We start from the raw sequence: 23,748 nt of genomic DNA on the forward strand, positions 1-23,748 counted from the left end.
GGGCGTCTCTCCTGTCGTGTCGTCTGGCGGCTGGGCGCCAATTGCCTTAGGTTCGGGAAGACATCCTTTGGGGGAGAATCGATGAAACGGTCAAGCTGTGGTGGCGCCTTGACGATGGGTGCGTTCGCCGCCACCTGGGCGTTTCCGGCGATCGCCCAGACGGTGACGGGGGGCCACACCGCCGCGGCCGGTTTCCTGTTGCTGTTGACCGAACGGTTCGAATTCACGGTCGCGCAACTTCCTGCACTCGGCACGCACCTCCTGGGCCTGCCGCAGGCGATCGGCGGCACGACGGCGCTCTATCTCGCCGGAATCGTCGTCGCCGGCCTCGTGGCCGAAGCCATCGCCCGCCAGATCCTGAGCCGCGCCCGTGTCCGCGCCTTCGACGAGCTCGCGAGCAAGACGCCATTGCGCGCCTTCTTTCGCGCCCTGTTGCTCGACGCGCTGGCCCTGGTGGCGCTGGCCGTGGCCGGCCGTCTGGTGCTGGGCCAGCTCGGCCCGTCCGACAGCCTGGGCTCCAGGCTCGGGCAGATGGTGCTGCACGCACTTGTTTACTGGCGCACCTTCAACCTGGTGTTCCGCGCGTTCCTGCGCCCGCACCTGCCGGAGGGCCGGATCGCACCGGTCGACGACGGCACGGCGCGCCGCCTGCTGGCTGCACTGGATCTCGTGATTCTGCTGCCGTTGCTGGGCAGTCTCGCGGCGCGCGCGCTCGAGGCGACGGGCGCCAACCGCGAAATGACGAGTGCCGCCATCATCCTCTACGTACCGCTCGTCTCGGTGCTGCTGCTCGTCATCGTCTGGCGCTGGCGTTTCGACATGGCGGCCTGGTTGACGGCCATGGTGCCCCCGACCGGCTTCAGCCGCCAGCTCAAGCTCGATGCGGCGCGCAACTGGTGGATGGGCGGCCTGTTCTTCTACGCTCTCCTGGGCGCCGCCTCTGCCTATGCCGCCCTGACGGAGAGCGGCACCGCCGCGCGCGGCATGTCGACCATCGAATCGGCCCTGATTGCGTTGCTGCTGTTCGAGACGCTGATGCATCGCATCACGCGCCACATCGTCTCCGAGCTGCCGATGGCGGGCGACGTTGTGGCCGACTGCGTGCGTCTGCTCGTGCGCCTCTATGTTGCGATCCTGATTGCCGAGGCGCTGATGGTCCGCGTCCTGGCCGCGGCGACGGCCGACGAGTGGGTAGCGCACGATCGCGGGGCCAAGATGGCGGCGATCAGTGCGGTGGCGATCTATGCCGGCTGGCGATTCCTGAAGTACCGCATGGACTCCTACATCGCCTCCAATCCGCTGCCCTCGGCCGACGTATCGGGCGATTCGGAAGAGGAAGTTCAGGTCGCCGCCTCCCGGCTGCGCACGCTGATGCCGCTGCTGCGCGTCGTCGCCGGCGCCACCATTGCCGTGGTCGGCGGTCTGCTGGTCCTGTCGGACCTTGGCATCAACATCACCCCGCTGATCGCCGGCGCCTCGGTGCTCGGTCTGGCCGTCTCCTTCGGCAGCCAGTCGCTGGTGCGGGACATCGTGTCGGGCGTCTTCTTCCTCGCCGAAGATGCTTTCCGCATCGGCGAATACGTGGACTGCAGCAAGGTGAAGGGCACGGTCGAGGGTTTCAGCGTGCGCTCGCTCAGACTGCGTCACCAGAACGGCCAGCTCCACATCGTGCCTTTCGGGCAGGTCGGCCATATCACCAACTTCAGCCGGGACTGGACGGTGGTGAAGTTCAACATCGCCTTCGCCAACGGCACCGACATCGAACTGCTGCGCAAGACCGTGAAGAAGATCGGCCTCGCGATGATGGAGGAGGCCGCCTACAAGCCGATCCTGCTGGATCCGCCCAAGATGCAGGGCGTCGTCGACATCAAGGACAACTCGGTGATCGTGCGCTTCAAGTTCATGGCGCGCCCGAAGAACCCGACCCTGGTCCAGCGCATGGTGATCCGGCGCATGTACGAGCAGTTCCCGGCGCTCGGCATTCAGTTCGCCACGGGCAACAACTATCCATTCCCGATTCCGGCAACGCCGGGCGCAGCGCCCCAGGCAGCCGAGCCGGCCTCCAAGCCTGTGACGGCCGCCGAGGCGCCGCCCCAGGCTGCGGCCTAGATCCTCAAAGGAGAGACAGATGCAGAAGCGCAAACTCGGAAAGTCCGACCTGGAATTCGTTCCCATCGCCTTCGGCGGCAATGTCTTCGGCTGGACCGCGGACGAGGCGACCTCGCACAAGCTGCTCGACGCCTTCGTCGATTCAGGCTTCTCCTTCGTCGACACCGCCGACGTCTACTCGCGCTGGTTTCCGGGAAACAAGGGCGGCGAGAGCGAAACGGTGATCGGCACCTGGCTCAAGAAGGACCCGTCCAAGCGGGAGAAGATCGTGCTCGCCACCAAATGCGGCATGGGCCTGCCGAGCGGCGCGCTTGCGCCCAAGAACATCAAGGAGTCGGTCGACGCCTCGCTGAAGCGGCTCAATACGGACCGCATCGATCTCTTCCAGTCGCACAAGGACGACAAGGACACGCCCCAGGAGGAGACTCTCTCGACTTACGGCGAGCTGGTGAAGGCCGGCAAGATCCGGTTCATCGGCGCCTCCAACTTCGACGCACCGCGCCTGGCCGAGGCTGCGAAGATCGCGAAGGAGAAGGGCCTGCCGCGCTACGAGAGCCTGCAGCCGCATTATAACCTGATGGAGCGCGGCCTTTTCGAGGGCGCGCTGGAGGACGAGTGCCTGAAGCAGGGCATCGGCGTGATTCCCTACTACTCGCTGGCCAGCGGCTTCCTGACCGGCAAGTACCGCTCCGAAGCCGATGTCGGCAATGCCCAGCGCGGCGCCGGCGTGAAGAAGTACATCACCCCGAAGGGCATGGCCGTCCTCAAGGCGCTCGACGACGCCGCCAAGAACAACGGAGCCACACTGGCCCAGGTGGCGCTGGCCTGGCTGCTGCAGCGCAAGTCGATCACCGCGCCCATCGTCAGCGCCACCAGCCTGAAGCAGCTCGACGACGTGCTCAACTCGACGACCCTCGAACTCGATCCCGAATCTGTCGCCGCCCTCGACCACGCCAGCGCACCGGCCTGAGAGGGGATGGCCGATGCTCGTGTTCCGCCAGCTCTTCGATCCGACCTCGTCGACCTACACCTATCTGCTGGGCTGCAGCGTCACGAAAGAGGCGCTGCTGATCGATCCGGTATTCGAGCAGGCGCGGCGCGACGCGGCGCTGATCGGGGAGCTCGGCCTCACGCTCGTGTGGACGCTCGATACCCACGTCCACGCCGATCATGTGACCGGCGCCTGGCTCCTGAACCAGCGGCTGGGCAGCGGCATCGCGCTGTCGGCGGCGTCGGGCGCGGCGGGGGCCGACCGGCTGCTGCAGGACGCCGACCGCATCGAGTTTGGCCACAGGTCGCTCGAGGTCCGGGCCACGCCCGGCCACACCTCGGGCTGCGTCACCTATGTGCTCGACGATGAGAGCATGGCCTTCACCGGCGACTGCCTGCTGATACGCGGTTCCGGCCGGACCGACTTCCAGCAAGGCGATCCGCGCGCCCTCTATCGCTCGGTCCGCTCGCGCATCTTCGCGCTGCCCGAGAACTGCCTGCTCTATCCGGCACACGATTATCGCGGCCTCACGGTCAGCAGCGTCGCCGAGGAGAAGCGGTTCAATCCGCGGCTGGGCGGCGAGGTCGGCGAAAGCGACTATGTCGGCTACATGAAGAACCTCGACCTGCCGCACCCAAAGAAGATCGACGAGGCGGTGCCCGCCAACCTGCGGTGCGGCCAGCCCGGTAACGGCGCTGGATTGCCGGCCGAGCCGGATTGGGCGCCGCTGCGCTTCACCTTCGGCGGTGTCTGGGAAGTCGAGCCGCACTGGCTCGAAGAGAACGTCGCCAAGGTGCAGGTCGTCGACGTGCGCGAGCCGGCCGAGTTCTCCGGTCCCCTCGGTCATATCCGGGGCGCGACGCTCGTCCCCCTGGGCGAGCTGGCGTCGCGCGCGAAAGAAATCTCGAAGGACAGGCCGGTCGTCGCCGTCTGCCGCGCCGGCAGCCGCTCCGCCCATGCCACCGCGATCCTGCAGAAAGCGGGCCTCACCGACGTCGCGAACCTGCCGGGCGGCATGCTGCGCTGGCGCGCCGAGGGCCGCGCCGTAGAAGGTGGGGCGGCTTAGCCGATGTCATCCTGAGCGCAGCGAAGGATCTGGCGTTAGCCACGCAGTACTTCGCTCGTTCCGCTAGGTCCTTCGCTGCGCTCAGGGCGACATGAGCTTCAAAACCCATAGAGCTTCGTCGGCGTGTCGATCAGGATGGTGCGTCGTGCCGTCTCGTCCGGCACCCAGTCCTCGAACGTCCTGAGCGTGATCGGATAGGTCGTGACGCGGTTTAGATCCGTGTCGGTGTGCGGCCAGTCGCTGCCCCACATCAGGCGTTCTGGGCCGAAAGCATCGAGCAGCATCGGCGCCGCCATCCGTGCGCGCTCCGGGCCGACGCGATACGCGCCGCACATCACGACGAAGACGCGCCCGGTCTTCGCACTTTCCAGCAGCACCTTGAAGCCGGGATCGCGCGCGGGCCCCAGAGTACGGTCGAACATTCCGTAGTGGGGGATCACGACCTTGTGGCCGCCGTCGAGCAGCAACGGCAGCATCTCGGGCAGGCGTTTGCTCTCGACATAGAGATGGATCGGCCAGTCCCGCTTCAGCGCCTCGCCCAGCATTTCGTGATAGGCCGACCATTGCGGCGTCGGCAGGCCGAAGATCGGGAAGCGCAGGCCCCGCACGCCGAGCCGCGCCATCTCCTCCCAGCCTTCGGGGCGTGTCTCGACCGAAGGCGAAATCCACGGCACGCCGCGGAAGCGCTGCGGCTCCGCCTTCAGGGCGCCGAACAGATAGGAATTGTCGTAGCCCAGGAACGACGGCTGCAGCAGCACCGTACGGCCCACGCCGTTGCCTTGGGCCAGCTTCAGCAACGTCTCCCAGGACGCATCGTAGGTCGGCGCATAGCGCGCATCGACGGCGAGCTTCAGCCCGCGCACGAAGGCGTGGGCGTGCGCGTCGATCCAGGCAGGGAGCGCCGCCCGGGCCGGGAACGTCGCTGCCGCGAGCGCCATCGGCGCCAGCGCGCGACGCGTGATCGTCACGGCGGCAGCGTCGCGTCGCGCGACGTTTCGCGAAAGGTGAGGAGGGTGGCGATGGAAATGGCGGCGGCGCCCATGAACAGCCAGGCCGGGCTGAGGTCCATCTCGGTGCGGGCGATCAGCCAGGCGGCGGTGAGGGGCGTCAGCCCGCCGATCACGCCGAAGGCGATGTTGTAGCCCAGCGAGATGGCGGTGCAGCGGACACGGCCCGCCACCGCCTCGGTCAGGAGGGAGGGGATGATGCCGAGGCCCATGCCGGCCGGCACCACCAGAGCGAGTTGTCCCACCAGGATCAGCCTCGGATCGGGATGATGCATCAGCCAGAGGAGCGGCAGCGCGCCGACGAAGCCCAGAATCATGGCGGCAAACATCAGCGGTCGGCGGCCCAGGCGGTCCGACAGCCAGCCGGACACGAGCATCACCGGAAGCAGGAAGATCATGCTGAGGGTATTGATCTCCAGGGCGCGCGCCGGCGCGATGCCATCGACGGTCTGAAGCCAGGTCACCACGTAGAGGAACATCAGGTAGAATCCGACGGCATTGAAGACCGTGATTCCGGCCACGCGCATCACGGCGCGGCCGTGATGGCGCAGCGTTTCGATGAGGGGCGAGCCGTGGCCCGACTTGGGCGGCGCCTCCTCGACGATGACCTGGCGGATCCACCAGCCGGCAACGCCGAGCAGCAGGCCGAGCAGGAACGGCACGCGCCAGCCCCAGGTCGCCAGTGCCTCTGCCGGCAGGAGAGCAGCAAAGGCCGCACCGATTCCCGAGCCCAGGAGGAAGCCGCCGGTGGCGGCCAGCGAGCAGAAGCTGCCGACCAAGCCGCGGCGACCGGGCGGGGCCTGCTCGACCAGGAAGACCATCGAGGTGGTGGCCTCGCCGCCGACCGACAGGCCCTGGATCATGCGCAGCAGCGTGAGCAGGATGGGCGCCGCCATGCCGAGCGTCTCGTAGCCCGGCAGCAGGCCCACGAGGAAGGTCGGGAGCGCCATGGCGGCAATCGAGAAGGTCAGGGCGGCACGCCTTCCGAGCCTGTCGCCGATATGGCCGACGACGATGCCGCCCAGCGGGCGCATCAGATAGCCGAGGGCGAAGATGCCGAACGCGGCCAGCACCTGCGCCACCGGACTCTCGGCGGGGAAGAAGACACGGCCGATGGTGGCGGCGAAATAGCCGTAGACCGCGAAATCGTACCATTCGAGCAGGTTGCCGATGGTGCCGGCCGCAACGATGCGGCGAGTGCTGGTAGGGTTCATCTCGCCGGACTATGCCACGAGATGAGCGGCGGGCATTACTTCTTCGAAGCGTCCGCGGGCTGGCCGTCGGGCATCCCGGTCCTGTCACGAAACGACGTCGTGGCGACCAGGGAAATCGCCGCCGCCCCCATGATGATGAAGGCGGGGCTGAGGTCGTTGCCCGTTCTGTTGATCAGCCAGGTCGCCGCGAATGGCGCGAGCCCGCCCAGGATGCCTGCCGGGAGATTGAAGCCCAGTGCCACCACCGTGCAGCGGATCGGGGCGGGCGTCGCTTCCACCATGAAGGCCGGCTCGATGCCGAATACGGTGCCGATGATCAGAACGAAGCCCAGTTCGCCGACGAGGACCAGGATGGGATCGGCGTGGTGCATGAGCCAGAACAGCGGCAATGCGCCCACCAGGGCCGCTGCCATCCCGGCGAAGAGCAGCTTCCGCCGGCCGATCCGGTCGCTCAACCAGCCTGCGGCAAGGTAGATCGGGAGACCCACGGCCATCGCAATCGAACTGAAACCCAGGGCGCGTACCGGCGAGACGCCGTCGACGACCTGCAGCCAGCTCACAAGGTAGAGGAAGATGACGAAAAAGGTCACGGTGCCCAGCGAACCCATGCACGCCAGACGTGCCACCAGCCCGAGATGATGCTTGAACACCTCCCGCACGGGGGTGGCCACGATCCCGGCGTCCCGGGGCGGTTCGGGCACGCCGCGGCGCAGCCAGAGGCCCATCAACCCGACCGGCAGACCGAGCAGGAACGGCAGCCTCCAGCCCCAGTCCTGCAGAACCTCCGGCGGCAACGTGGCGGTGAGGAGCGCGCCGGATACGGATCCGAGGAGGAGGCCGGCCGCGTTGCCGCCGGTCGCCATCGCGCCCGCCAGGCCCCGCTTGTGCGCACCCGCATGCTCGATCATGAAGATGAAGGCGGTCGGGCACTCGCCGCCGAGCGACAGGCCCTGCACCATGCGCAGCGCCGTCAGGAGCAGGGGCGCCGCCATTCCCAGGGTGGCGTAGCCCGGCAGGATACCGACGAGGAAGGTCGAGAAGGCCATCGCCGTCATCGAGACGGTGAGCGCGGCGCGCCGGCCGTAGCGGTCGCCGATGCTGCCCGACAGGAGGCTCCCCAGCGGCCGCATCAGGCAGCCGATCGCGAAGACGCCGAAGGTGGAGAGCAACTGCGCCAGCGGATCCTGGTGCGGGAAGAAAGCCTGGCCGATGGTGATCGCGAAATAGCCGTAGATCGCGAAATCGAACCATTCGAGGACGTTGCCGATGGCACCGGCGCCGATGATGCGGGTCTTCTCGGAAAACATCGTCGGCCTCGGCTTGATGGGCGTCAGTTGCCCTTCTTCTCCATGTTCCAGAATACCGGAATGGGACTCGTAACGATACCGCTCAGACGGTCCGAGCGCGTCGCCGTCGGCAATGTGTACTGGCCCAGCGGGACGTGAGTGCCATAGGTGATGGCGCGCGCCTGCAGCTCGGCGGCAATCTTCTTGCGACTCTCGAGATCGGGTGCCCGTGCAAAGGCGTCGCGCAGCCGCTCGACCTCGGCGTCGCACGGCCAGCCGAAGTTGGCCTTGTCGCACGAGGCTGTGAGCATGCTGTTGGTCAACGGGTTCATCATGTCGACCGACAGCCACGACGTCATGAAGCCGTTCCAGCCGCCGTCCTGCGGGGGCGTCTTGCGCAGGCGCCGCGCCACGATGGCCTGGAAGTCGAGGGGCACCATCTGCACCTTGAAGCCGCCCTTCTCGAGCAGGTCCTTGGCGATCGGGCCGGCATTGGTCAGCACCGCGATGTCGGTGGTGTGCAGCATCACGATCGGCGTGCCGTCGTAGCCCGCCTCCTTGAGCAGCTCCTTCGATTTGGCGAAGTTGCCGCGCACCAACCCGTCCATCCCGGCATTGCTTTCGAGCGGCGTGCCGCAGACGAACATGGCATCGCAGGTCTGGTAATACTTCTCGTCGCCGATCACGCCCTGCAGGAAGGCCTTCTGGTCGAAGGCGTACTCCGCGGCGCGGCGCACCTTCTCGTTGTCGAAGGGCGGGACGACGGTGTTCCAGCGAAAGACGTACTGCGCGCCGATCTTGTTGTAGACCTCGAGCCTGACGTTCTTGTCGGCCAGCAGCAGCGACTTCAGGTCGTGCGGCGGCGCCTCGATATAGTCGATCTCGCCGGCCAGCAGCGCGTTGACCGCCGTCTGGTGGTCGGGGATGGCCAGCCACTCCACCCGGTCGACCTTCGCCACCTTGCCGCCGGCCAGGCCGGAAGCGGGCTCGGCGCGCGGCTTGTAGTCAGGGTTCCTCACATAGACGGTCTTGTCGCCGGGCTTCCACTCGTCGGCCTTGAAGATGAAGGGGCCGGAGCCCACGAACTCGGAGATCTGCTTGGCGGGATCGGTGTCGGCGATGCGCTTGGGCATCATCAGGGGGGTGGAGCCGCCCGGCTTGGCCAGCGAATCGATGACCAGACCGTAGGGCTCCTTCAGAACGATCCTGAAGGTCCTGTCGTTCACCGGCTCGAAGGAGGAGACGAAGCTCAGAAGCTTCACGCCCGTCGAATCGCGTGCGCCCCAGCGCTTTAGCGAGGCAATGCAGTCCTCGGCCGTGACCGGCTTGCCGTCGTGCCACTTCAGCCCGTCGCGCAGCGTGAAGGTGTAGGTGAGCTTGTCGTCGCTGACGGTCCAGGTGTCGACCATCTGAGGCTGCGGTCGCAGCTGCTCGTCCATCGCGAACAGCGTGTCCCACACCATGTAGCCGTGGTTGCGCACGATGTTGGCGGTCGTCCAGATCGGGTCGAGGACCTTCAGGTCCGAGTGCATCACCGCCTTGATGGTCTTGGTCTGGGCGAATGCGGGCGAGGCGAGCAGAAGCGCAGCGGCGGAGCCCGCCGCCAGCAGGTTGCGAAGGCGCATCGGTTCAGGCCTGCCAGCGCGAGGTGGCGCGCTCGCCCGGTGCGATCTCGGCCTCGGATGGCGCCTGGACCTTGGACATGTGGCCGTAGCGCTGGGCGGCGAACCACAGCGCATAGTCGCCGAACTTGATCGGCGGATACTTGGCCGGCGTCTCGGCCGATTGGCAGGACGGCAGGCACTCGATCATCGTGTCGTGGTCGGGGTCGCAGAAGAAGGGGATGGCGTAGCGGAGCTGGCCCGAGACGTTGCGCACGCGGTGCGGCGTCGACAGGAACCGCTCGTTGCTCCAGCGATGGAGGATGTCGCCGCCGTTCACGACGTAGGCATTCTCGAGGCCGGGCGCGTCCATCCAGCGCCCGTCGGGCAGCAGGATCGACAGGCCCTGCACCTTGTTGGGCGGCAGCAGGGTCATGAAGCCCGAGTCGGTATGGGGCACCAGGCTCTCGACGCTCTCGTCGGCGCCGTCGATCTGCGGGTAGCGCGACATGCGCAGGATCATGTGCGGCTTGGCGAAGCACGCATCGAAGTAGGTCTCGGGCAGGTCGAGCGCCAGCGCATAGAGCTTCACCAGCTTCTGGCAGAGCTTCTCGAGCGTCGCGATGTATTCCAGCGCCGTCTCGCGGAAGCCCGGCAGGTCGGCCGGCCACTTGTTCGGCGCATGGAAGCGGCGGCCCGAGATCACGTCCGGATCGTCGGCATCTCGCTCGCGGCGGAGGAAATAGGCCTCGTTCTGGCTGGGTTTCTTGCCCTGCGCGGCGGCGTTGGGCGGCGCCTTCTGGGCGATCGGCATGTAGCCGATATTGTGCTCGTCGACCTTGATCGCGAGCTTGGCCTCCATCGGCTGGGCGTGGAAGCGTGCTGCCGCTTCATAGGTATCGTCGATCAGCTTCTGAGGCACGCCGTGGCCGGCGAGATAGTAGAAGCCGACATTCTCGAAAGCGTAGCGCAACTCGGCTGCGGCCTTCTCGGCGGCGCCGGGAACGCCGGCAAGATAGGCCGAGACATCGATCAGCGGAATCTCGCCGCCGATCAGCGGCGGGGCGACGGGCTGCCCGCTCACGGGCTGGATGGATGGCTGCATCGTGGACCTCCGATTACGCTGCGCGAACGCTACCATGCGCGCCGAAATCCCTGCAAAAACCAAGCCGTGCGCGTTTCGCAGAAGTGCTAGAATTCGTCCGTCCGCCAGCGTACGGCGGTCGGGGGAAGGTCTTTCGTGCAGCCCATCTGGATCTCGCTGGCGGCCTGTGGCGTCATGCTCCTCGGCGCGGTCATCGGTGCATTGCTGCGCCGCCTGTTGCCGGACCATCATCTCGACGACCATGCCCGGGACATCGTGCGCTTGGGCGCCGGCCTGGTGGGCACGATCGCGGCGCTGGTGCTCGGTCTCCTGATCAACTCGGCGAGCAGCAGCTACGAGGCCCAGCGCGGCGAAGTCCGCCAGATTGCCGCCAACCTCATCCTGCTCGACGCGGTACTCGATCAATACGGCCCGGAAGCGAAGCCGATCCGCGTGCTGCTGAGGCAAACCGTCGGCCAGATGATCGACAGGATCTGGGGTGACCCGGAGGCGAGCGATAGTGCCGGGCTTTATGGCAGCGGCACGCTGGCGTCGAGGCTCTATGCCAGCCTTCACGCCCTGCCAATCGGAACCCCTGCGAAATCGGCCCTCGTTGGGGAGGCCCTGCAGCTGGCGGTCTCGACGTCGCAGGCCAGGCTCGCTCTGTTCGAACAGTCGAGGTCCGGGCTGCCCGTGCCGACCCTCATCGTATTGATTTTCTGGCTCACCGTGCTGTTCGCCAGCTATTGCCTGTTCTCGCCGGTCAATCCGACATCGGCCGTGGCGCTCGTGCTGGTGGCCCTTTCGGCATCGGCGGCCCTGTTCCTGATCCTCGAAATGGTCGAGCCGTTCTCCGGCTTCATGCAGATCTCGAGCGCGCCGATCCGTGCCGCCCTGCCGCGGCTCGCGCCTTGAGGTCGGCCGCTAGAAGGCGCGGCCCAGGATCAACTTGGTGACCAGGGGAGAAGAACCTTCGGTCAGGCCGAATCCCACGCCGAAATTCACATCGAAGCCGAAGGCCGTGAAGTCGATCACGCCGAACAGACTGTGTTGCTGAACGTTGCCCGGCGAGAAGTTCCCGAGCGGCCCGAGGTCGGAATAGTATTCGACCCCCAGCATGATGTCGTGGCCGACGTCCCGGGCGAGCCGCGCCGCCGGTGCGAAGGCCACAGAGCCACTGGGGCCGAAGCTCATGTCGATGATCGGATTGACGATGAACTCCCAGCCCAGATCGCGCAGTCCGAAGATTGGACGCAGTTCGATTCCGAAGGGGCTCTCGGAGAAGCGGGGCGTCTGGTAGCTCAGCTCGATGTTGAGGCCGTAGAAGACTTTGCGCTCCGCAGCATGCGGCGACACGAAGAGGTGGCGCAGCTTCACGCCGCCCGGCACGAAGTTGCCCTCGGAATCCAGTGAGAAGGGGGCGTAGAGGCCGATCTCGTACCAGTCGGTCACCCCGTAGGCCAGTTCGGGCGTGCCGTTGAGCGTTCGATTGGGAGCGATGCCCCCGGGAAAGTCGGCTTGCGTACTGCCCTGCCAGACATAGTTGAGATGCTGCTGCAGGGTGAAGGTTCCGACCGGCGCGATGTCGGCATTGTAGACCTGTATCTCGTCGACGGCTTGGGCCGCACCCGTCTGCAGGATCAAGGCCAGGGTCGCGGAGACGATGGCTGACGGTGCGTGCCGGTGGAACGATCGCGATCGGCCAGGAGGGTGGATCCGCATGGCGGAGTGATGCGCGCCGGTCGGCGTTCCTGGCAAGCGAGTGACGCGGCAATGATAATCACTTCGGATGGCTGGTCGTGCATGACACTCGCTTGCACGGAAGAAGTCGCGGAGCTGTCTCGGGTTACGCCGGTGCCTCGAGCCCTTACGCAACTTGTCGCAGGTCGCGCCGGTGGTCGGTTCAGCGGTCCGACTGTCTCAATGCACGCCGGATGAGTTCGGGAGTCGATGTCGCGCCCAGCTTCAGCATGGCGCGGGCGCGGTGGATTTCGACGGTGCGGTGGCTGATGCCCAGCGCCCTTGCGATGGATTTGTTGGCGGCGCCTTCGAGTACCTGGACCAGGACCTCCGTCTCGCGTCGTGTGAGCGTCGCGAGCGCCGCCTGCGGAAGTCGCCGCAACAATTCGGTGCCGGTGTAGGTCGTGGTGGGGAGATCGAGCGGCTTGCCGGCGATCTCGGACAGGCGCAGCCGCGCGGTGCTGCCGATGATGCGGCAGGCGGTGACGACCGGCTTGCCGCTGGTGCGTGCGACCTGCTGGGCCATCCCGCCGGTATAGCCGACCGAATTCATCACGATCAGATCGGCCCCGGACACGCGGTCGATTGCCTGCGTGAGATCGGAACTCTGGCTGCCACCGATGGTCGCCAGCGAGCTCTTCAGCATGGTGCCGTAGTCGCTCTCGCTCGCGGCCGACTGCTGGCTTGCCAAAGGGAAGATGATGCCGATCCGCGAGTTGCTGGCGACCAGCGCGGAAATCCAGGCGTCGAGCGCGTCCTGGCCGTGGATGAGCGGGGTCCGCGTCGCAAGCCGCGCCCGCATGCCGGTCATCGCCAGGACGAGAAGATCGTAATTGCGGCCATCGAGCGCTGCGACGAGGGCTTCGGTTCGGTTGGTCACGAAGCCGGCTTCGACGATGACGTGGCGGCCGTCGCGCAGCTGCGTCAGGTAGCTCAGCTCGTCGCCACTCGGCGCCATGCTCGCGATCATCGACTCCGGATCGTTGTCGAGGGCGCCGAACTCGTCGTACTCGGCGTCGCCGAGCAGGGGGCCGATTTCCTGCATCACGTCGGGCCGCGGCGCGTGGCCCATCGTGATCACGGCAATGCGCGGCGTGCGCCTGGTCCCCACCTGCGTTCTCCCCATACGTGTTCGCACGTATTGATGACTGACTGCTCGATCCATAGACATGCCTGAATACGGGGCAGGATGTCATGCGGACTGGAACTCATCACGCGACGAGACACGCTGCGTCGATGGTCCCGATCTTGCAAGGCCTTGCTCCGGCGGACCTCGTCTGACCCGACAAGAGCGAACGCGCCCGAAGAATTGGCCCATGCCCCTGACCGACATTACTCTCGACGATATCGAATCGCTGGCCGTCGGCGCCTGGGTCCTGGGGACCGGCGGCGGCGGCAGCCCCTATCTCGGCCTGCTCAACATGCGCGCCCTTTACAAGGAGGGCTATCGCGTCCAGCTGATGTCGGCCTCTGAGTTGGCCGATGACGACTGGGTCGCCGCCGTTTCCAACATGGGCGCGCCGCTGGTCGGGCAGGAGCGCCTCACCGACAGCCGCACGATCGCGCGCGCCGTCGACCTGATGGAGCGCCACACGCGCTACCGCTTCCGCGGGATCATGGCGCTCGAGATCGGCGGCGGAAATTCGATCCAGCCCCTGATGGCGGCGGCTCACCTCAAGCGCCCGGTGATCGATGCCGACATGATGGGCCGCGCCTATCCCGAAGCGCAGATGACGTCGGTCGCGGTCGGCGATCTCGAACCCTGTCCGCTGACCACCGTCGACGTGCGCGGGCTCGAATCGGTCGTGGAGAAGGTGCCGACCTGGAAGTGGATGGAGCGGGTGAGCCGCAAGATCTGCGTCGAGTACGGCTCGATCGCCTCGACCTGCAAGGCGCCGCGCACCGGCGCCGAGGTGAAGAAGTGGGGCATCCAGGGCACCACGACCAAGGCGATCGCCATCGGGCACGCCGTGCGCGAAGCCCAGCGCCGGCATGAGGATCCGATCGCGGCCATTCTTTCGGTCGAGCCGGGCAAGGTTCTCTACAAGGGCAAGGTCATGGACGTGGAGCGGCGGGCCACCGAAGGCTTTCTGCGCGGCCGCACCCGCTTCGACGGCATGGACGAATGGCGCGGCTCGGCCATGGAGATCAACTTCCAGAACGAATGGATCGTGGCCTGGCTCGACGGCAAGCCGATCGCCATGTCGCCCGACCTGATCTGCGTGCTGGATTCCGTCTCGGGCGAGGCGGTCGGCACCGAGACGATCCGCTACGGCCAGCGTGTGACGGTGATCGCGCTGCCGCCGCCGCCGGTCTTCCTCAGCGCCAAGGGTCTGCAGCATGTCGGACCCAGGGCCTTCAGCTACGACATCGAGTTCAAGAGCGTCTTCGGGTGAGCCGGCGGGACATCACCGAGGACGATATCGAATCGCTCGCGGTCGGCGCCTGGATCCTGGGCACCGGCGGCGGCGGCAATCCCTATCTGTCGCTGCTCAACATGCGGCTCCTCTATCGCGAGGGAAAGCGCACGCAGTTGATCGACGCCGAGGAGCTGTCGGACGATGCCTATGTCGCCGTGATCGCCGGCATGGGCGCGCCGCTGGTCGGTATCGAGCGTCTCACCGATCATCGCGTGTTCACCCGCGCGGCGACGCTCATGGAAGAGCACACCCGGCGCAGGTTCGATGCCGTCATGGGCATGGAGATCGGCGGCGGCAACGGTGTGCGCCCGCTGATGGTCGCAGCCAATCTCGGTATCCCGGTCGTCGATTCGGACACGATGGGGCGCGCCTATCCCGAGGCACAGATGACCTCGGTGGCGGTGGGCAAGCTCAAGCCGTGTCCGATGACGGTGGTCGATGTTCGCGGGCTGGAGGCGGTCGTCGAGACCGTGCCCTCCTGGAAGTGGGCCGAGCGGGTCGGCCGCAAGATCGTGGTCGAGTACGGTTCGACCGCTTCGACCTGCCAGCCGCCCCGAACCGGCGCCGAGGTCAAGAAGTGGGGCATTCATGGCACCACCACCAAGGCGATCGCGATCGGCCATGCCGTGCGCGAGGCGCAGCGGACGCACGACGATCCGGTGGCGGCCATCCTCTCGGTCGAGCCGGGCCGGCTGCTCTACAAGGGCAAGATCGTGGACGTCGAGCGACGCACCACGGAAGGGTTCCTGCGAGGCGTCGCCCGTCTCGAAGGCATGGACGACTGGCGCGGATCGGCGCTCCGAATCAATTTCCAGAACGAATGGATCGTGGCCTCGCAGGACGGCGAGCCGCTCGCCATGACGCCTGATCTCATCTGTGTCCTCGACTCGGTCTCGGGCGAGGCGGTCGGCACGGAAACGGTTCGCTACGGGCAGCGGGTCACCGTGATCGCCTTGCCGGGCCCCGACATCTTCCTCACACCCGAGGGGCTGGCGCATGTCGGTCCGCGGGCTTTTGGCTATGATCTCGACTTCAGGAGCGTGTTCGCGTCATGAGACGAATCGGTATCGATGTCGGCGGCACCAACACCGACGCCGTCCTCATTGAAGAGGGCAGGGTTTCCGGCGCGGTGAAGGCGCCGACCAGCCAGGATGTGACGACGGGCATCCTCGACTCGCTGAAGAAGCTTGCCGCGACCGGCGTGCTGAAGGGCGCCGATGGTGCGTTGAAGAAAATCGACGGCGTCATGATCGGCACCACGCATTTCATCAACGCCGTGGTGCAGCGGCGCCACCTCACCAAGGTGGCCGCGCTGCGACTCGGCCTGCCGTCGGGAGCCTCCTTGCCGCCGTTCTGCGACTGGCCCGAGGATCTAGGCGAGCTGGTGCGCGGCGGGGTCTGGATGGTCGAAGGCGGCCATGAATATGACGGCCGCCCGTTCATGCCGCTCGACGAGGCCGCCGTCCTGAAGGCGGCGCAGGAGATGAAGGCGGCCGGGCTGCGCTCGGTCGGTATCTCGTCGGTCTTCTCGCCGCTCGATCCCAGCCACGAGAAGCGCGCGGCCGAGCTGGTGGCCTCGGTGATTCCGGATGCCGCGATTACCTGTTCGTCGGATCTCGGCCGCATCGGCCTGCTCGAGCGCGAGAATGCCGGCTTGCTGAACGCGGCCCTGGCCGACCTGTCGCGCGACACGATTGCGGCGTTCGAAAAGGCGATCCGCGATTCCGGCATCGACGCGCCCCTTTTCATCACCCAGAACGACGGCACCGTGGCCGAAGCCAGCCAGGCGCGGCGCCTGCCGGTCTACAGCTTCGCCTCGGGCGCCACGAACTCCATGCGCGGCGCGGCCTACCTGTCGGGCCTCAGCGACGCGATGGTGATCGACGTCGGCGGCACCACGACCGACGTGGGCCAGCTCAAGCTCGGCTTTCCGCGCGAAGCCAATTCCGTGGTCAAGGTCGGCGGCGTCCGCACGCTGTTCCGCATGCCCGACCTTCTGTCGATCGGCCTGGGCGGCGGCAGCCACGTCGTGCTCGATCCGCTTTCCATCGGTCCGGTCTCGGTCGGCTATCGCCTCCTGACCGACGCCATCACCTTTGGCGGCACGCAGCTCACCACCACCGACGTGGCGGTCGCGGCGGGCGTGTTCGATCTCGGCGACAGGACGAAGGTGGCGCATCTCGATGCGGCAACCTGCGCCCGTGTATTTTCCGAGGCGGCGCGCCTTGCCGAGGAGGCGGTCGACCGCATGAAGACCGAGGCGGGCGATGTGCCGCTGATCGCGGTCGGCGGCGGGGCCTTCCTGATCCCCGACAAAATGGCGGGCGTCTCGCAGGTGATCCATGTCGAACATGGCGACTGTGCCAACGCCGTGGGCGCGGCCATCGCGCAGGTCTCCGGCGAATGCGACCAGATCTTCAAGGACATGACCCGCGTCGAGGCGATCGAAGCGGCGCAGCACATCGCCAACGACCGTGCCGTGGCGGCCGGCGCCGATCGCGCCACCCTGCACACGATCGAGAGCGAGGACATGCCGCTCGCCTATCTGCCCGGCAACTCGGTGCGCGTGCGCGTCCGGGTCGTGGGCGACGTCGCGGCCTCGTGACCGTGACCGCATGACGACCGCCGCCCGCCCGTCGCCGATCGCCTGGCTGATCGCCCCGGCCGCGCTGCTGTTCGTCCTGTTCTTCGTGCTGCCGTTCGCGGTGATGACGGCGATGTCGTTCTATTCCGGCAATCCCGTCACCAACCCGAACGCCTTCCTGACGACGCGCCACTACGAGCGTTTCATCTTCGACACGGCCGGCATCTTCCACGAGGCGCTGTGGTCGACCCTGCGCATCGGCCTCATCACCACGGTCATCTCGCTGCTGATCGGTTATCCGCTGGCCCACTGGATGGCCCGCATGCAGTCCCGGCTTGGCCATGCGCTGGTGCTGATGGCGGTGATTGCGCCGATGCTGACCGGCATCGTCGTGCGCACCTTCGCCTGGATGACGATCCTGCAGGACAACGGCGTGATCAACACGACGCTCATGCAGTGGGGCCTGATCGAGAAGCCTCTGCCGCTGATGTACAACGAGTTCGGCACCATCGTTGCCCTGGTCCACATCTATGTGCCGTTCATGGTGCTGACCCTGACCGGCGTGATCGGCCGCATCGACGAGCGGCTGGAGCAGGCCGCCCGCAGCCTCGGCGCCGGCCGCCTGCGCGCCTTCGTCGAGGTCACCCTGCCGCTCAGCCTGCCCGGTATCCTGGCGGGCTCGCTGCTGGTCTTCGCCCTATCGATCAGCGCCTACGTCACGCCCTCGCTGATGGGCGGCACCGACGTGCTGACCCTGCCGATGCTGATCGCCCAGCAGGTCGGCACCAGCTTCAACCCGAACTTTGCGGGTGCGCTCGGCGTGATCCTGCTGCTGGTCTCGCTGGCCATCGTCGTGGCCTACAACCGCATCCTGGCCCGGCTGGCGGGCGGGCAGGGAATGGCATGAGCGCCCCTCCGAACCGCCGGCCGTTCGACGCGGGCCGCGCCGCCTATCTCACGCTCAACGCGCTCCTGCTGGCGTTCCTGCTGCTGCCGATCGCCATCGTGCTGGTGTTCGCGCTCAATCCCACGCCCTACATCTCCTTCCCGCCGGTTGGCGTCAGCCTGCGGTGGTTCGAGAAGTTCTTCGGCAGCGCGGAGTTCATGAACGCGCTCTGGCTGTCCCTGTGGGTGGCGTCCGTGGTCCTGGTGCTCTCGATCGTCATCGGTGGCGCCTGTGCGCTTGCCTTGGCGCGCGGCAACCTGCCGGGACGGGCGGTGATGACGGCCTTCTTCATGTCGCCGCTGATGGTGCCGGCCATCCTGACGGGCCTGGCGCTGTTCCAGGCCTATCTCCTGTCCGGGATCGGCCGGCCGGTCTGGGGACTGATCGCGGCCCACACGCTGGTCGCGGTGCCCTATGTCATCCGCACGACCCTGGCCGTCCTGCATAATTTCGACCGCCGCATCGAGGAAGCCGCCGCCGTGCTGGGCGCCAGCCCGACACGGGTCTTCTTCGAAGTCACCCTGCCGCTGATCCGGCCGGGCGTGTTTGCCGGTGGTGTCTTCGCCTTCATCGTGTCTTTCGACCAGTTCCCGGTCTCGCTGTTCCTGGTGGTGCCGAAGGGCGAGACCCTGCCGGTGGTGCTGTTCAACTACATGAAATTCGACCTGGATGGCGCCATCGCGGCCGCCTCGATGGTCTCGATCTTGCTCGCTTTGTCGGTGGTTCTGGTGCTGGAGAGGCTGATCGGCCTCAAGGCCTACGTTAAGCTGTGATTGGGAACGAACAGGGGGTTGCCATGATTTCACGTCGCAAAGCGTTGCGTGCCGGTGCGGGTCTCGCGGCCCTGGCCACGGTGGGGGCGCCGTCGATCCTTCATGCCCAGACCAAGACGCTCAAGATCACGACCTGGGGCGGCAAGTGGGGCGAAGTGATGAAGGCCACGGTGCTGCCGGCCTTCGAGAAGGAATTCAAATGCACGGTGTCGGCCGACCAGGCCTTCCCGTTCCTGCCCAAGCTGCAGGTCAGCCCGAAGAACGACCCGATCTACGACGTGCTGCACGCCAACTCGAACGAGCAGTGGAACGCCGTCGTCGAGGGCCTGGTGATGGACAAGATCACCGCCAAGGAAGTGCCCAACATCGCCGATGTCTATCCCTACGCCGTGAGCGACAAGATCGTGGGCGTCACGATCTTCACCAGCGCCATCGGCCTGGGCTATCGCACCGACAAGGGGCTCACCAAACCGACCTCGTGGAAGGATCTCGCCGATCCCAAACTGGCCGGCGCGCGCGGCGGCTACCTGATCCCGGTGAACAGCCTGGGCCAGGCGCACCTGATGATGCTGGGCAAGGTCTACGGCAAGGGCCTCACCGACCTCGACGCCGCCTACAAGGCGCTCGAGGCGCTGAAGCCCATCAAGCTGGTCGACTTCACGGGCCAGATGGAAAAGATGCTGCTGTCGGCCGAGGTGTCGATGGGCGTGATCCACGATTCGGGCGTCTACCGCTACGAGGGCGCGAACATGCAGCCGGTCGACTTTGCGGCCCCCTCTGAGGGCGTGCTGTCGCTGGAGCAGGTGCTGAACGTCACCCCGGGCTCGAAGGTCAAGGAACTGGCTTTCGCCTATATCGACTACATGCTGCGGCCCGACGTGCAGAAGCTGCTGGCCGAGGCGGTGTGGTACTCGCCGGCGAACAAGAAGGTGAAGCTCGACGCCAAGTACGACGCCAAGCTGCTCACCACGCCGGAGAAGGTGGCGACGCTGATCCAGCCCGACTGGAAATGGTACAATGCGCGCCGCGAGGACATCGACGCCCGCGTCACCAAGATCCTGAAGGGCTAATGACCTCCGCCGCCATCAAGCTCGATCAGGTAACGAAGACGTTCGACGGCCGCGTGATGGCCGTCGACGCGGTGACGCTCGACATCGCCGCCGGCGAATTCTTCTCGCTGCTGGGCCCCTCGGGCTGCGGCAAGACGACGAGCCTGCGCATGATCGCGGGGTTCGAGCATCCCGACTCGGGCCGCGTCCATGTCGGCGGACGGGATATCACAGACCTGCCGGTGCACCGGCGCGACATGGGGATGGTGTTCCAGTCCTATGCGCTGTTCCCGCATCGAACGGTGGCGGAGAACGTGGCCTTCGGCTTGCGCATGCGCGAGGTGCCGAAGCCGGAGATTGAGCGACGTGTGGCGGCGGCCCTGGCTCAGGTGGCGCTGACGGGCTTCGAGAACCGCAAGCCCGGCCAGCTTTCGGGCGGACAGCAGCAGCGGGTGGCGCTTGCCCGCGCGCTGGTCGTCGAACCGCCGGTGCTGCTCTGCGACGAGCCGTTGGGCGCGCTCGACCGCAAGCTGCGCCAGCAGATGCAGTTCGAGCTGAAGGAGTTGCAGAAGCGCCTGGGCGTGACGCTGGTCTTCGTGACCCACGACCAGGAAGAGGCGCTGGCCATGAGCGACCGCATTGCCGTGATGAACGGCGGCAAGGTCGAGCAGGTGGGCACGCCAACCGAGATCTACGAGCGCCCGCGCACGCGGTTCGTCGCCGACTTCATCGGCGAGATCAACATCCTGGAAGGGGGCGGGCCACTCCGCGCGCTGCGTCCCGAGAAGATCCGGCTCGTGGCCGCCGAGGGCGCGCGCCTGTCGGGCACGGTCGAGACCTCGAACTATCTCGGCGGCTCGACCTTGCTGCGCGTTCAGCCGGCGAACGGGCCGTCGATGCTGGTGCGCGAGACGCATGCCGGCGAGCGGGCGTCGCGGGCGCCGGGCGATGCCGTGGGGCTCGCCTGGAACGACGGCGACGCCGTGGCATTGGAGGGCTGAAAACATGAGCACGCTGGGCATCGTCACCATTGGCCAGGCGCCGCGCGACGACATCGTCGAGCTGTTCGCCGCCCAGGCGCCGGCCGGCACGAAGGTGATCCTGCGCGGCGCGCTCGATGGCCTGAGCGACGCCGAGGTCGATGCGCTGCCGCCGCTCAACGGTGCCGACACGCTTTACACGCGGCTGCGCGGCGGCCGCGACGTCAAGATTTCCAAGCAGGCGGTGATCGCCCGATCGCCGGAGACACTGGCCAAGCTGCGCGCCGACGGCTGCGACGCCATCGTCTATGCCTGTACCGGCGAGTTTCCCGCGATGGACGGCGATGCGGGCGTCCTGTTCCCATCGCGGGTGCTGAGCGGCATCGCCGAAGGTCTGTTGCCGCGCGGGCGGCTTGGCCTGCTGGTGCCCTTCGCCGAGCAGGGCGAGAAGCTCGCCACCAAATGGGCGCGCAACGGCGTGGCCGTCACGGTCGAAGCGCTTGTACCCAGTGCCGGGCCGGAGGAAGCGGCCGCGGTGGCCCGCAAGCTGGCGTCGACGAAGCCGGACCTCGTGGCGCTCGACTGCATGAGCTACGGGCCCGCGACCAAGGCCGCGGTGAAGGCCGAAGTGAAGGTGCCGACCTTGCTCGCGATCACCGCCACCGGCCGCGTCCTGCGCGAGCTGCTCGACTGAGCTTCAGTCGTTGCCGACGGTGAAGGGGATCTCGCCGTCGAATTGCGGTGAGCCGCCCACCAGCCAATGCAGGCTGTAGCGGCCGGGCTGCAGGGTGGGCGCTCGGGCGAACAGCACATCCGGCGTCGATTCCAGACGCGGATGCAGGATCTCGACGATCTTGCCGCCCTGCTTGATGGCGAGACGGGAATCCTCGTGGTCCACGGGGCGGTTGAAGCGCACATAGAAGCCGCTGCTGCGCGGGCCGATCACCGCGTCCGCCTTGGGCGCGGAGTCGATCACGCGCACGTCCTGGGCGTTCGCCGGACCGGCGGCGGCCAGGGCGACCGCGGCGCCGATGAGAAGAGACTGTCGTCGCGTGACCATGATTGCAAACTTCATCGCATACACGTGCCGCCTTGCCCAGACGGCAGGCGACGCAGGCTAACGGGATTTGAGAATGTCCGACGCTGCCGTGATCAGTTTCTGCACGTCGTCCGGCGTGCCGACGGTGATGCGCAGGTAAGGCCTGCTGCGGGGCTTGTCGAAGTGCCGGACCAGGATCGCCCGATCGCGGAGGGCGGCGGCGAATTCCGCGCCGCCCAGCGAAGGATGCCGGGCGAAGACGAAGTTCGCGCTGGAGGGCAGGACGACGAACCCGAGGGCCGCCAGCTCGCGCGTCATCGCCTCGCGCGTCGCCACGATCCTGCTGCAGCTTTCGCGGAACCAGGCATCGTCGCGCACCGAGGCCATGGCGCCGGCCTGGGCAATGCGGCCCAATGGATAGGAATTGAACGAGTCCTTCACGCGCCGCAGCGCCTCGATCAGGCCGGCGTCGCCCAGCGCATAGCCGACACGCAGGCCGGCCAGGGCGCGCGATTTCGACATCGTCTGAACGACAAGGAGATTCGGATGGTCGGCGATCAGCGGCACGGCGCTCTCGCCGCCGAAATCGACATAGGCCTCGTCGATCAGCACGGGAATGTCGGGGTTCTGCTTCAGCAGCCGGGCGATTTCGGCGCGCGGCAGGGCGATGCCGGTCGGCGCATTCGGATTGGCGATCACGATGGCGCCGGCCCGGTGGCGATAGTCTTCGACGCGCACGCGCATTTCGTCGTCGAGCGGCACGGTCTCGAGGGTTATGCCGAAGAGCTGCGCCCAGACTGGATAGAAGCTGTAGGTGATGTCGGGGCAGAGCAGCGGCCGTGCCTGCTTCAGCAGGCCGGCGAAGGCGTGGGCCAGCACTTCATCTGAGCCGTTGCCGACGAAGACCTGCTCCGGCTTCACCGCGTGGTGCTCCGCCAGAACCTGACGCAACTCCACGGCTTCGGGGTCGGGATAGAGCCGCAGGGACTCCGAGGCCGCTGCCCGCATCGCGGCTTCTGCGCGGGGGGAGGGACCGAACGGGCTCTCGTTGGTGTTGAGCTTCACCAGGTTGGCGATGCGCGGCTGCTCGCCCGGGGTATAGGGCGACAGTTCGCGCGCGATCTGGCTCCAGAAAGGATTCATCTTGGGGTCCGGTCGTGAATAGGCGCGGCTTATGCCATCGCGGCCCGGGCGTCGCCAGTCCGCGGGAGGCGTGCCCTAGTCGCGCTCCATCACACGCTCCAGGCGTCGGGTCAGGAACCAGCCCAGGGCGAGGAACGCCACCAGCATGGCGATGCCGAACGCCGAGAGGGCGTCGGTCATGGTCTTCTCCGAGACGAAGCCGAAGCCAAATCCTGCGGAGACCGCGATCGCGGCCCACAGGCCGGCGGCGATGAAGTTAAGCACCAGGAAACGGGGCCAGCTCAGGGCGGACGCGCCGTAGGCGAAGCCTGCCACGTTGCGGATGATGCGCGGATAGCGGTGGATCAGGATCATCCAGACATGGTGGCGGTCGGCCAGTCGTGCCGCCGTCTCGACCGCGCGCTGGAGGCGTGGGATGCGGCGCAGCCAGCGGGTGCCGAAGCGCCGGCCGACCCAGAAGCGCAGGGCGTCGCCCGCGAACGTGCCGGCCCAGCAGGCCGCCAGCGCCTGCTCGTAGCCCAGCGCGCCCGCCTGCGCGGCATAGCCTGCGAAAAGGGCCAGCAGGAGACTGTTGGCCATCGAATAGAGGGCGAGAAAACTGTAGGCGACGTCGCCATGCCGGCGAATGAAATCCAGGAAGGAGGCGAGGTCGCCGTCGAACATGGGCCCTGCCTACAACGAAAAAGGCGGCCCCGCGAGGGGCCGCCTTCGATCGT

General features: G+C 66.9%; 22 protein-coding genes. 12 read left to right on the forward strand and 10 right to left on the reverse strand.

The annotated features are described in order from the left end of the window. Positions 1–81 precede the first annotated feature (81 nt). Genes ACP15H_RS04055 through ACP15H_RS04065 form a run of 3 tightly spaced genes read left to right on the forward strand, consistent with a single transcriptional unit; the run spans position 82 to position 4,166 of the window. Positions 82–2,109 (forward strand): mechanosensitive ion channel family protein, encoded by a 2,028-nt coding sequence (locus ACP15H_RS04055; protein ID WP_425064939.1) that lies wholly within the window; start codon positions 82–84, stop codon positions 2,107–2,109. A 19-nt stretch (positions 2,110–2,128) separates the two neighbouring features. Continuing rightward, on the forward strand, positions 2,129–3,079 hold the full coding sequence (locus tag ACP15H_RS04060; RefSeq protein ID WP_425064940.1) for an aldo/keto reductase: 951 nt from the start codon (positions 2,129–2,131) through the stop codon (positions 3,077–3,079). 13 nt (positions 3,080–3,092) lie between these two features. Continuing rightward, on the forward strand, positions 3,093–4,166 hold the full coding sequence (locus ACP15H_RS04065) for a rhodanese-like domain-containing protein (RefSeq protein WP_425064941.1): 1,074 nt from the start codon (positions 3,093–3,095) through the stop codon (positions 4,164–4,166). A 98-nt stretch (positions 4,167–4,264) separates the two neighbouring features. Here the strand turns inward: ACP15H_RS04065 and ACP15H_RS04070 are convergent, their stop codons facing one another. Genes ACP15H_RS04070 through ACP15H_RS04090 form a run of 5 tightly spaced genes read right to left on the reverse strand, consistent with a single transcriptional unit; the run spans position 4,265 to position 10,379 of the window. Then, entirely contained in the window at positions 4,265–5,134 is an 870-nt protein-coding gene (locus ACP15H_RS04070) for an amidohydrolase family protein (RefSeq protein ID WP_425064942.1), read from the reverse strand. Continuing rightward, positions 5,131–6,387 carry an MFS transporter gene (locus ACP15H_RS04075; protein ID WP_425064943.1) on the reverse strand — a complete coding sequence of 419 codons (1,257 nt, stop codon included), beginning with the start codon at positions 6,385–6,387 and terminating at the stop codon, positions 5,131–5,133. The genes ACP15H_RS04070 and ACP15H_RS04075 overlap by 4 nt, the downstream gene beginning before the upstream one ends. Positions 6,388–6,422: 35 nt before the next feature. Next, positions 6,423–7,694, reverse strand: a complete 1,272-nt coding sequence (locus ACP15H_RS04080) for an MFS transporter (protein WP_425064944.1) — start codon at positions 7,692–7,694, stop codon at positions 6,423–6,425. Between the two features lie 23 nt (positions 7,695–7,717). Then, positions 7,718–9,298, reverse strand: a complete 1,581-nt coding sequence (locus ACP15H_RS04085; RefSeq protein WP_425064945.1) for an ABC transporter substrate-binding protein — start codon at positions 9,296–9,298, stop codon at positions 7,718–7,720. 4 nt (positions 9,299–9,302) lie between these two features. After that, positions 9,303–10,379 carry an isopenicillin N synthase family dioxygenase gene (locus tag ACP15H_RS04090; RefSeq protein ID WP_425064946.1) on the reverse strand — a complete coding sequence of 359 codons (1,077 nt, stop codon included), beginning with the start codon at positions 10,377–10,379 and terminating at the stop codon, positions 9,303–9,305. 135 nt (positions 10,380–10,514) lie between these two features. Between ACP15H_RS04090 and ACP15H_RS04095 the strand changes: the two genes are divergently transcribed. Then, complete coding sequence (locus ACP15H_RS04095; RefSeq protein WP_425064947.1) at positions 10,515–11,273, forward strand: hypothetical protein; 759 nt, start codon at positions 10,515–10,517, stop codon at positions 11,271–11,273. A gap of 9 nt (positions 11,274–11,282) precedes the next feature. On the opposite strand, the gene ACP15H_RS04100 is transcribed toward ACP15H_RS04095, so the two are convergent. After that, positions 11,283–12,002 carry a hypothetical protein gene (locus tag ACP15H_RS04100; RefSeq protein ID WP_425064948.1) on the reverse strand — a complete coding sequence of 240 codons (720 nt, stop codon included), beginning with the start codon at positions 12,000–12,002 and terminating at the stop codon, positions 11,283–11,285. A 259-nt stretch (positions 12,003–12,261) separates the two neighbouring features. Beyond that, positions 12,262–13,209, reverse strand: a complete 948-nt coding sequence (locus tag ACP15H_RS04105; RefSeq protein WP_425064949.1) for an AroM family protein — start codon at positions 13,207–13,209, stop codon at positions 12,262–12,264. Between the two features lie 205 nt (positions 13,210–13,414). Between ACP15H_RS04105 and ACP15H_RS04110 the strand changes: the two genes are divergently transcribed. Genes ACP15H_RS04110 through ACP15H_RS04145 form a run of 8 tightly spaced genes read left to right on the forward strand, consistent with a single transcriptional unit; the run spans position 13,415 to position 21,544 of the window. Then, positions 13,415–14,494, forward strand: a complete 1,080-nt coding sequence (locus ACP15H_RS04110) for a DUF917 domain-containing protein (protein WP_425064950.1) — start codon at positions 13,415–13,417, stop codon at positions 14,492–14,494. Continuing rightward, positions 14,491–15,573, forward strand: a complete 1,083-nt coding sequence (locus tag ACP15H_RS04115) for a DUF917 domain-containing protein (protein ID WP_425064951.1) — start codon at positions 14,491–14,493, stop codon at positions 15,571–15,573. Before ACP15H_RS04110 ends, ACP15H_RS04115 begins: the two co-directional genes overlap by 4 nt. Further along, positions 15,570–17,123: a hydantoinase/oxoprolinase N-terminal domain-containing protein gene (locus tag ACP15H_RS04120; protein ID WP_425064952.1), complete on the forward strand. Its 1,554-nt coding sequence runs from the start codon at positions 15,570–15,572 to the stop codon at positions 17,121–17,123. Before ACP15H_RS04115 ends, ACP15H_RS04120 begins: the two co-directional genes overlap by 4 nt. A gap of 10 nt (positions 17,124–17,133) precedes the next feature. Next, on the forward strand, positions 17,134–18,009 hold the full coding sequence (locus ACP15H_RS04125) for an ABC transporter permease (protein ID WP_425064953.1): 876 nt from the start codon (positions 17,134–17,136) through the stop codon (positions 18,007–18,009). After that, positions 18,006–18,821 carry an ABC transporter permease gene (locus ACP15H_RS04130; RefSeq protein ID WP_425064954.1) on the forward strand — a complete coding sequence of 272 codons (816 nt, stop codon included), beginning with the start codon at positions 18,006–18,008 and terminating at the stop codon, positions 18,819–18,821. Before ACP15H_RS04125 ends, ACP15H_RS04130 begins: the two co-directional genes overlap by 4 nt. Positions 18,822–18,844: 23 nt before the next feature. Continuing rightward, complete coding sequence (locus ACP15H_RS04135; protein WP_425064955.1) at positions 18,845–19,891, forward strand: extracellular solute-binding protein; 1,047 nt, start codon at positions 18,845–18,847, stop codon at positions 19,889–19,891. Then, positions 19,891–20,871, forward strand: a complete 981-nt coding sequence (locus ACP15H_RS04140) for an ABC transporter ATP-binding protein (RefSeq protein ID WP_425064956.1) — start codon at positions 19,891–19,893, stop codon at positions 20,869–20,871. The genes ACP15H_RS04135 and ACP15H_RS04140 overlap by 1 nt, the downstream gene beginning before the upstream one ends. Before the next feature lie 4 nt (positions 20,872–20,875). Next, positions 20,876–21,544, forward strand: a complete 669-nt coding sequence (locus tag ACP15H_RS04145; protein ID WP_425064957.1) for an AroM family protein — start codon at positions 20,876–20,878, stop codon at positions 21,542–21,544. Positions 21,545–21,547: 3 nt separating this feature from the next. Here the strand turns inward: ACP15H_RS04145 and ACP15H_RS04150 are convergent, their stop codons facing one another. The 3 genes from ACP15H_RS04150 to ACP15H_RS04160 form a co-directional block, all read right to left on the reverse strand. Further along, on the reverse strand, positions 21,548–21,910 hold the full coding sequence (locus ACP15H_RS04150; protein ID WP_425064958.1) for a hypothetical protein: 363 nt from the start codon (positions 21,908–21,910) through the stop codon (positions 21,548–21,550). Positions 21,911–21,967: 57 nt separating this feature from the next. Further along, positions 21,968–23,032 (reverse strand): histidinol-phosphate transaminase, encoded by a 1,065-nt coding sequence (gene hisC, locus ACP15H_RS04155; RefSeq protein WP_425064959.1) that lies wholly within the window; start codon positions 23,030–23,032, stop codon positions 21,968–21,970. Positions 23,033–23,107: 75 nt separating this feature from the next. After that, the gene (locus ACP15H_RS04160) at positions 23,108–23,695 is read right to left on the reverse strand and encodes a DedA family protein (RefSeq protein ID WP_425064960.1); all 588 of its coding nucleotides are present in this window, start codon (positions 23,693–23,695) and stop codon (positions 23,108–23,110) included. Between the last annotated feature and the right edge of the window lie 53 nt (positions 23,696–23,748).

It is taken from the genome of Reyranella sp., from assembly GCF_965249915.1.
In the GTDB taxonomy this organism is placed as follows: Bacteria; Pseudomonadota; Alphaproteobacteria; order Reyranellales; family Reyranellaceae; genus Reyranella.

Coding starts and splice junctions, on each gene's coding strand:
- ACP15H_RS04055 (WP_425064939.1), top strand. CDS start 82: ATGAAACGGTCAAGCTGTGGTGGCGCCTTGACGATGGGTGCGTTCGCC.
- ACP15H_RS04060 (WP_425064940.1), top strand. CDS start 2,129: ATGCAGAAGCGCAAACTCGGAAAGTCCGACCTGGAATTCGTTCCCATC.
- ACP15H_RS04065 (WP_425064941.1), top strand. CDS start 3,093: ATGCTCGTGTTCCGCCAGCTCTTCGATCCGACCTCGTCGACCTACACC.
- ACP15H_RS04075 (WP_425064943.1), bottom strand. CDS start 6,387: ATGAACCCTACCAGCACTCGCCGCATCGTTGCGGCCGGCACCATCGGC.
- ACP15H_RS04080 (WP_425064944.1), bottom strand. CDS start 7,694: ATGTTTTCCGAGAAGACCCGCATCATCGGCGCCGGTGCCATCGGCAAC.
- ACP15H_RS04085 (WP_425064945.1), bottom strand. CDS start 9,298: ATGCGCCTTCGCAACCTGCTGGCGGCGGGCTCCGCCGCTGCGCTTCTG.
- ACP15H_RS04090 (WP_425064946.1), bottom strand. CDS start 10,379: ATGCAGCCATCCATCCAGCCCGTGAGCGGGCAGCCCGTCGCCCCGCCG.
- ACP15H_RS04110 (WP_425064950.1), top strand. CDS start 13,415: ATGCCCCTGACCGACATTACTCTCGACGATATCGAATCGCTGGCCGTC.
- ACP15H_RS04120 (WP_425064952.1), top strand. CDS start 15,570: ATGAGACGAATCGGTATCGATGTCGGCGGCACCAACACCGACGCCGTC.
- ACP15H_RS04125 (WP_425064953.1), top strand. CDS start 17,134: ATGACGACCGCCGCCCGCCCGTCGCCGATCGCCTGGCTGATCGCCCCG.
- ACP15H_RS04130 (WP_425064954.1), top strand. CDS start 18,006: ATGAGCGCCCCTCCGAACCGCCGGCCGTTCGACGCGGGCCGCGCCGCC.
- ACP15H_RS04135 (WP_425064955.1), top strand. CDS start 18,845: ATGATTTCACGTCGCAAAGCGTTGCGTGCCGGTGCGGGTCTCGCGGCC.
- ACP15H_RS04140 (WP_425064956.1), top strand. CDS start 19,891: ATGACCTCCGCCGCCATCAAGCTCGATCAGGTAACGAAGACGTTCGAC.
- ACP15H_RS04145 (WP_425064957.1), top strand. CDS start 20,876: ATGAGCACGCTGGGCATCGTCACCATTGGCCAGGCGCCGCGCGACGAC.
- ACP15H_RS04150 (WP_425064958.1), bottom strand. CDS start 21,910: ATGGTCACGCGACGACAGTCTCTTCTCATCGGCGCCGCGGTCGCCCTG.
- hisC (WP_425064959.1), bottom strand. CDS start 23,032: ATGAATCCTTTCTGGAGCCAGATCGCGCGCGAACTGTCGCCCTATACC.
- ACP15H_RS04160 (WP_425064960.1), bottom strand. CDS start 23,695: ATGTTCGACGGCGACCTCGCCTCCTTCCTGGATTTCATTCGCCGGCAT.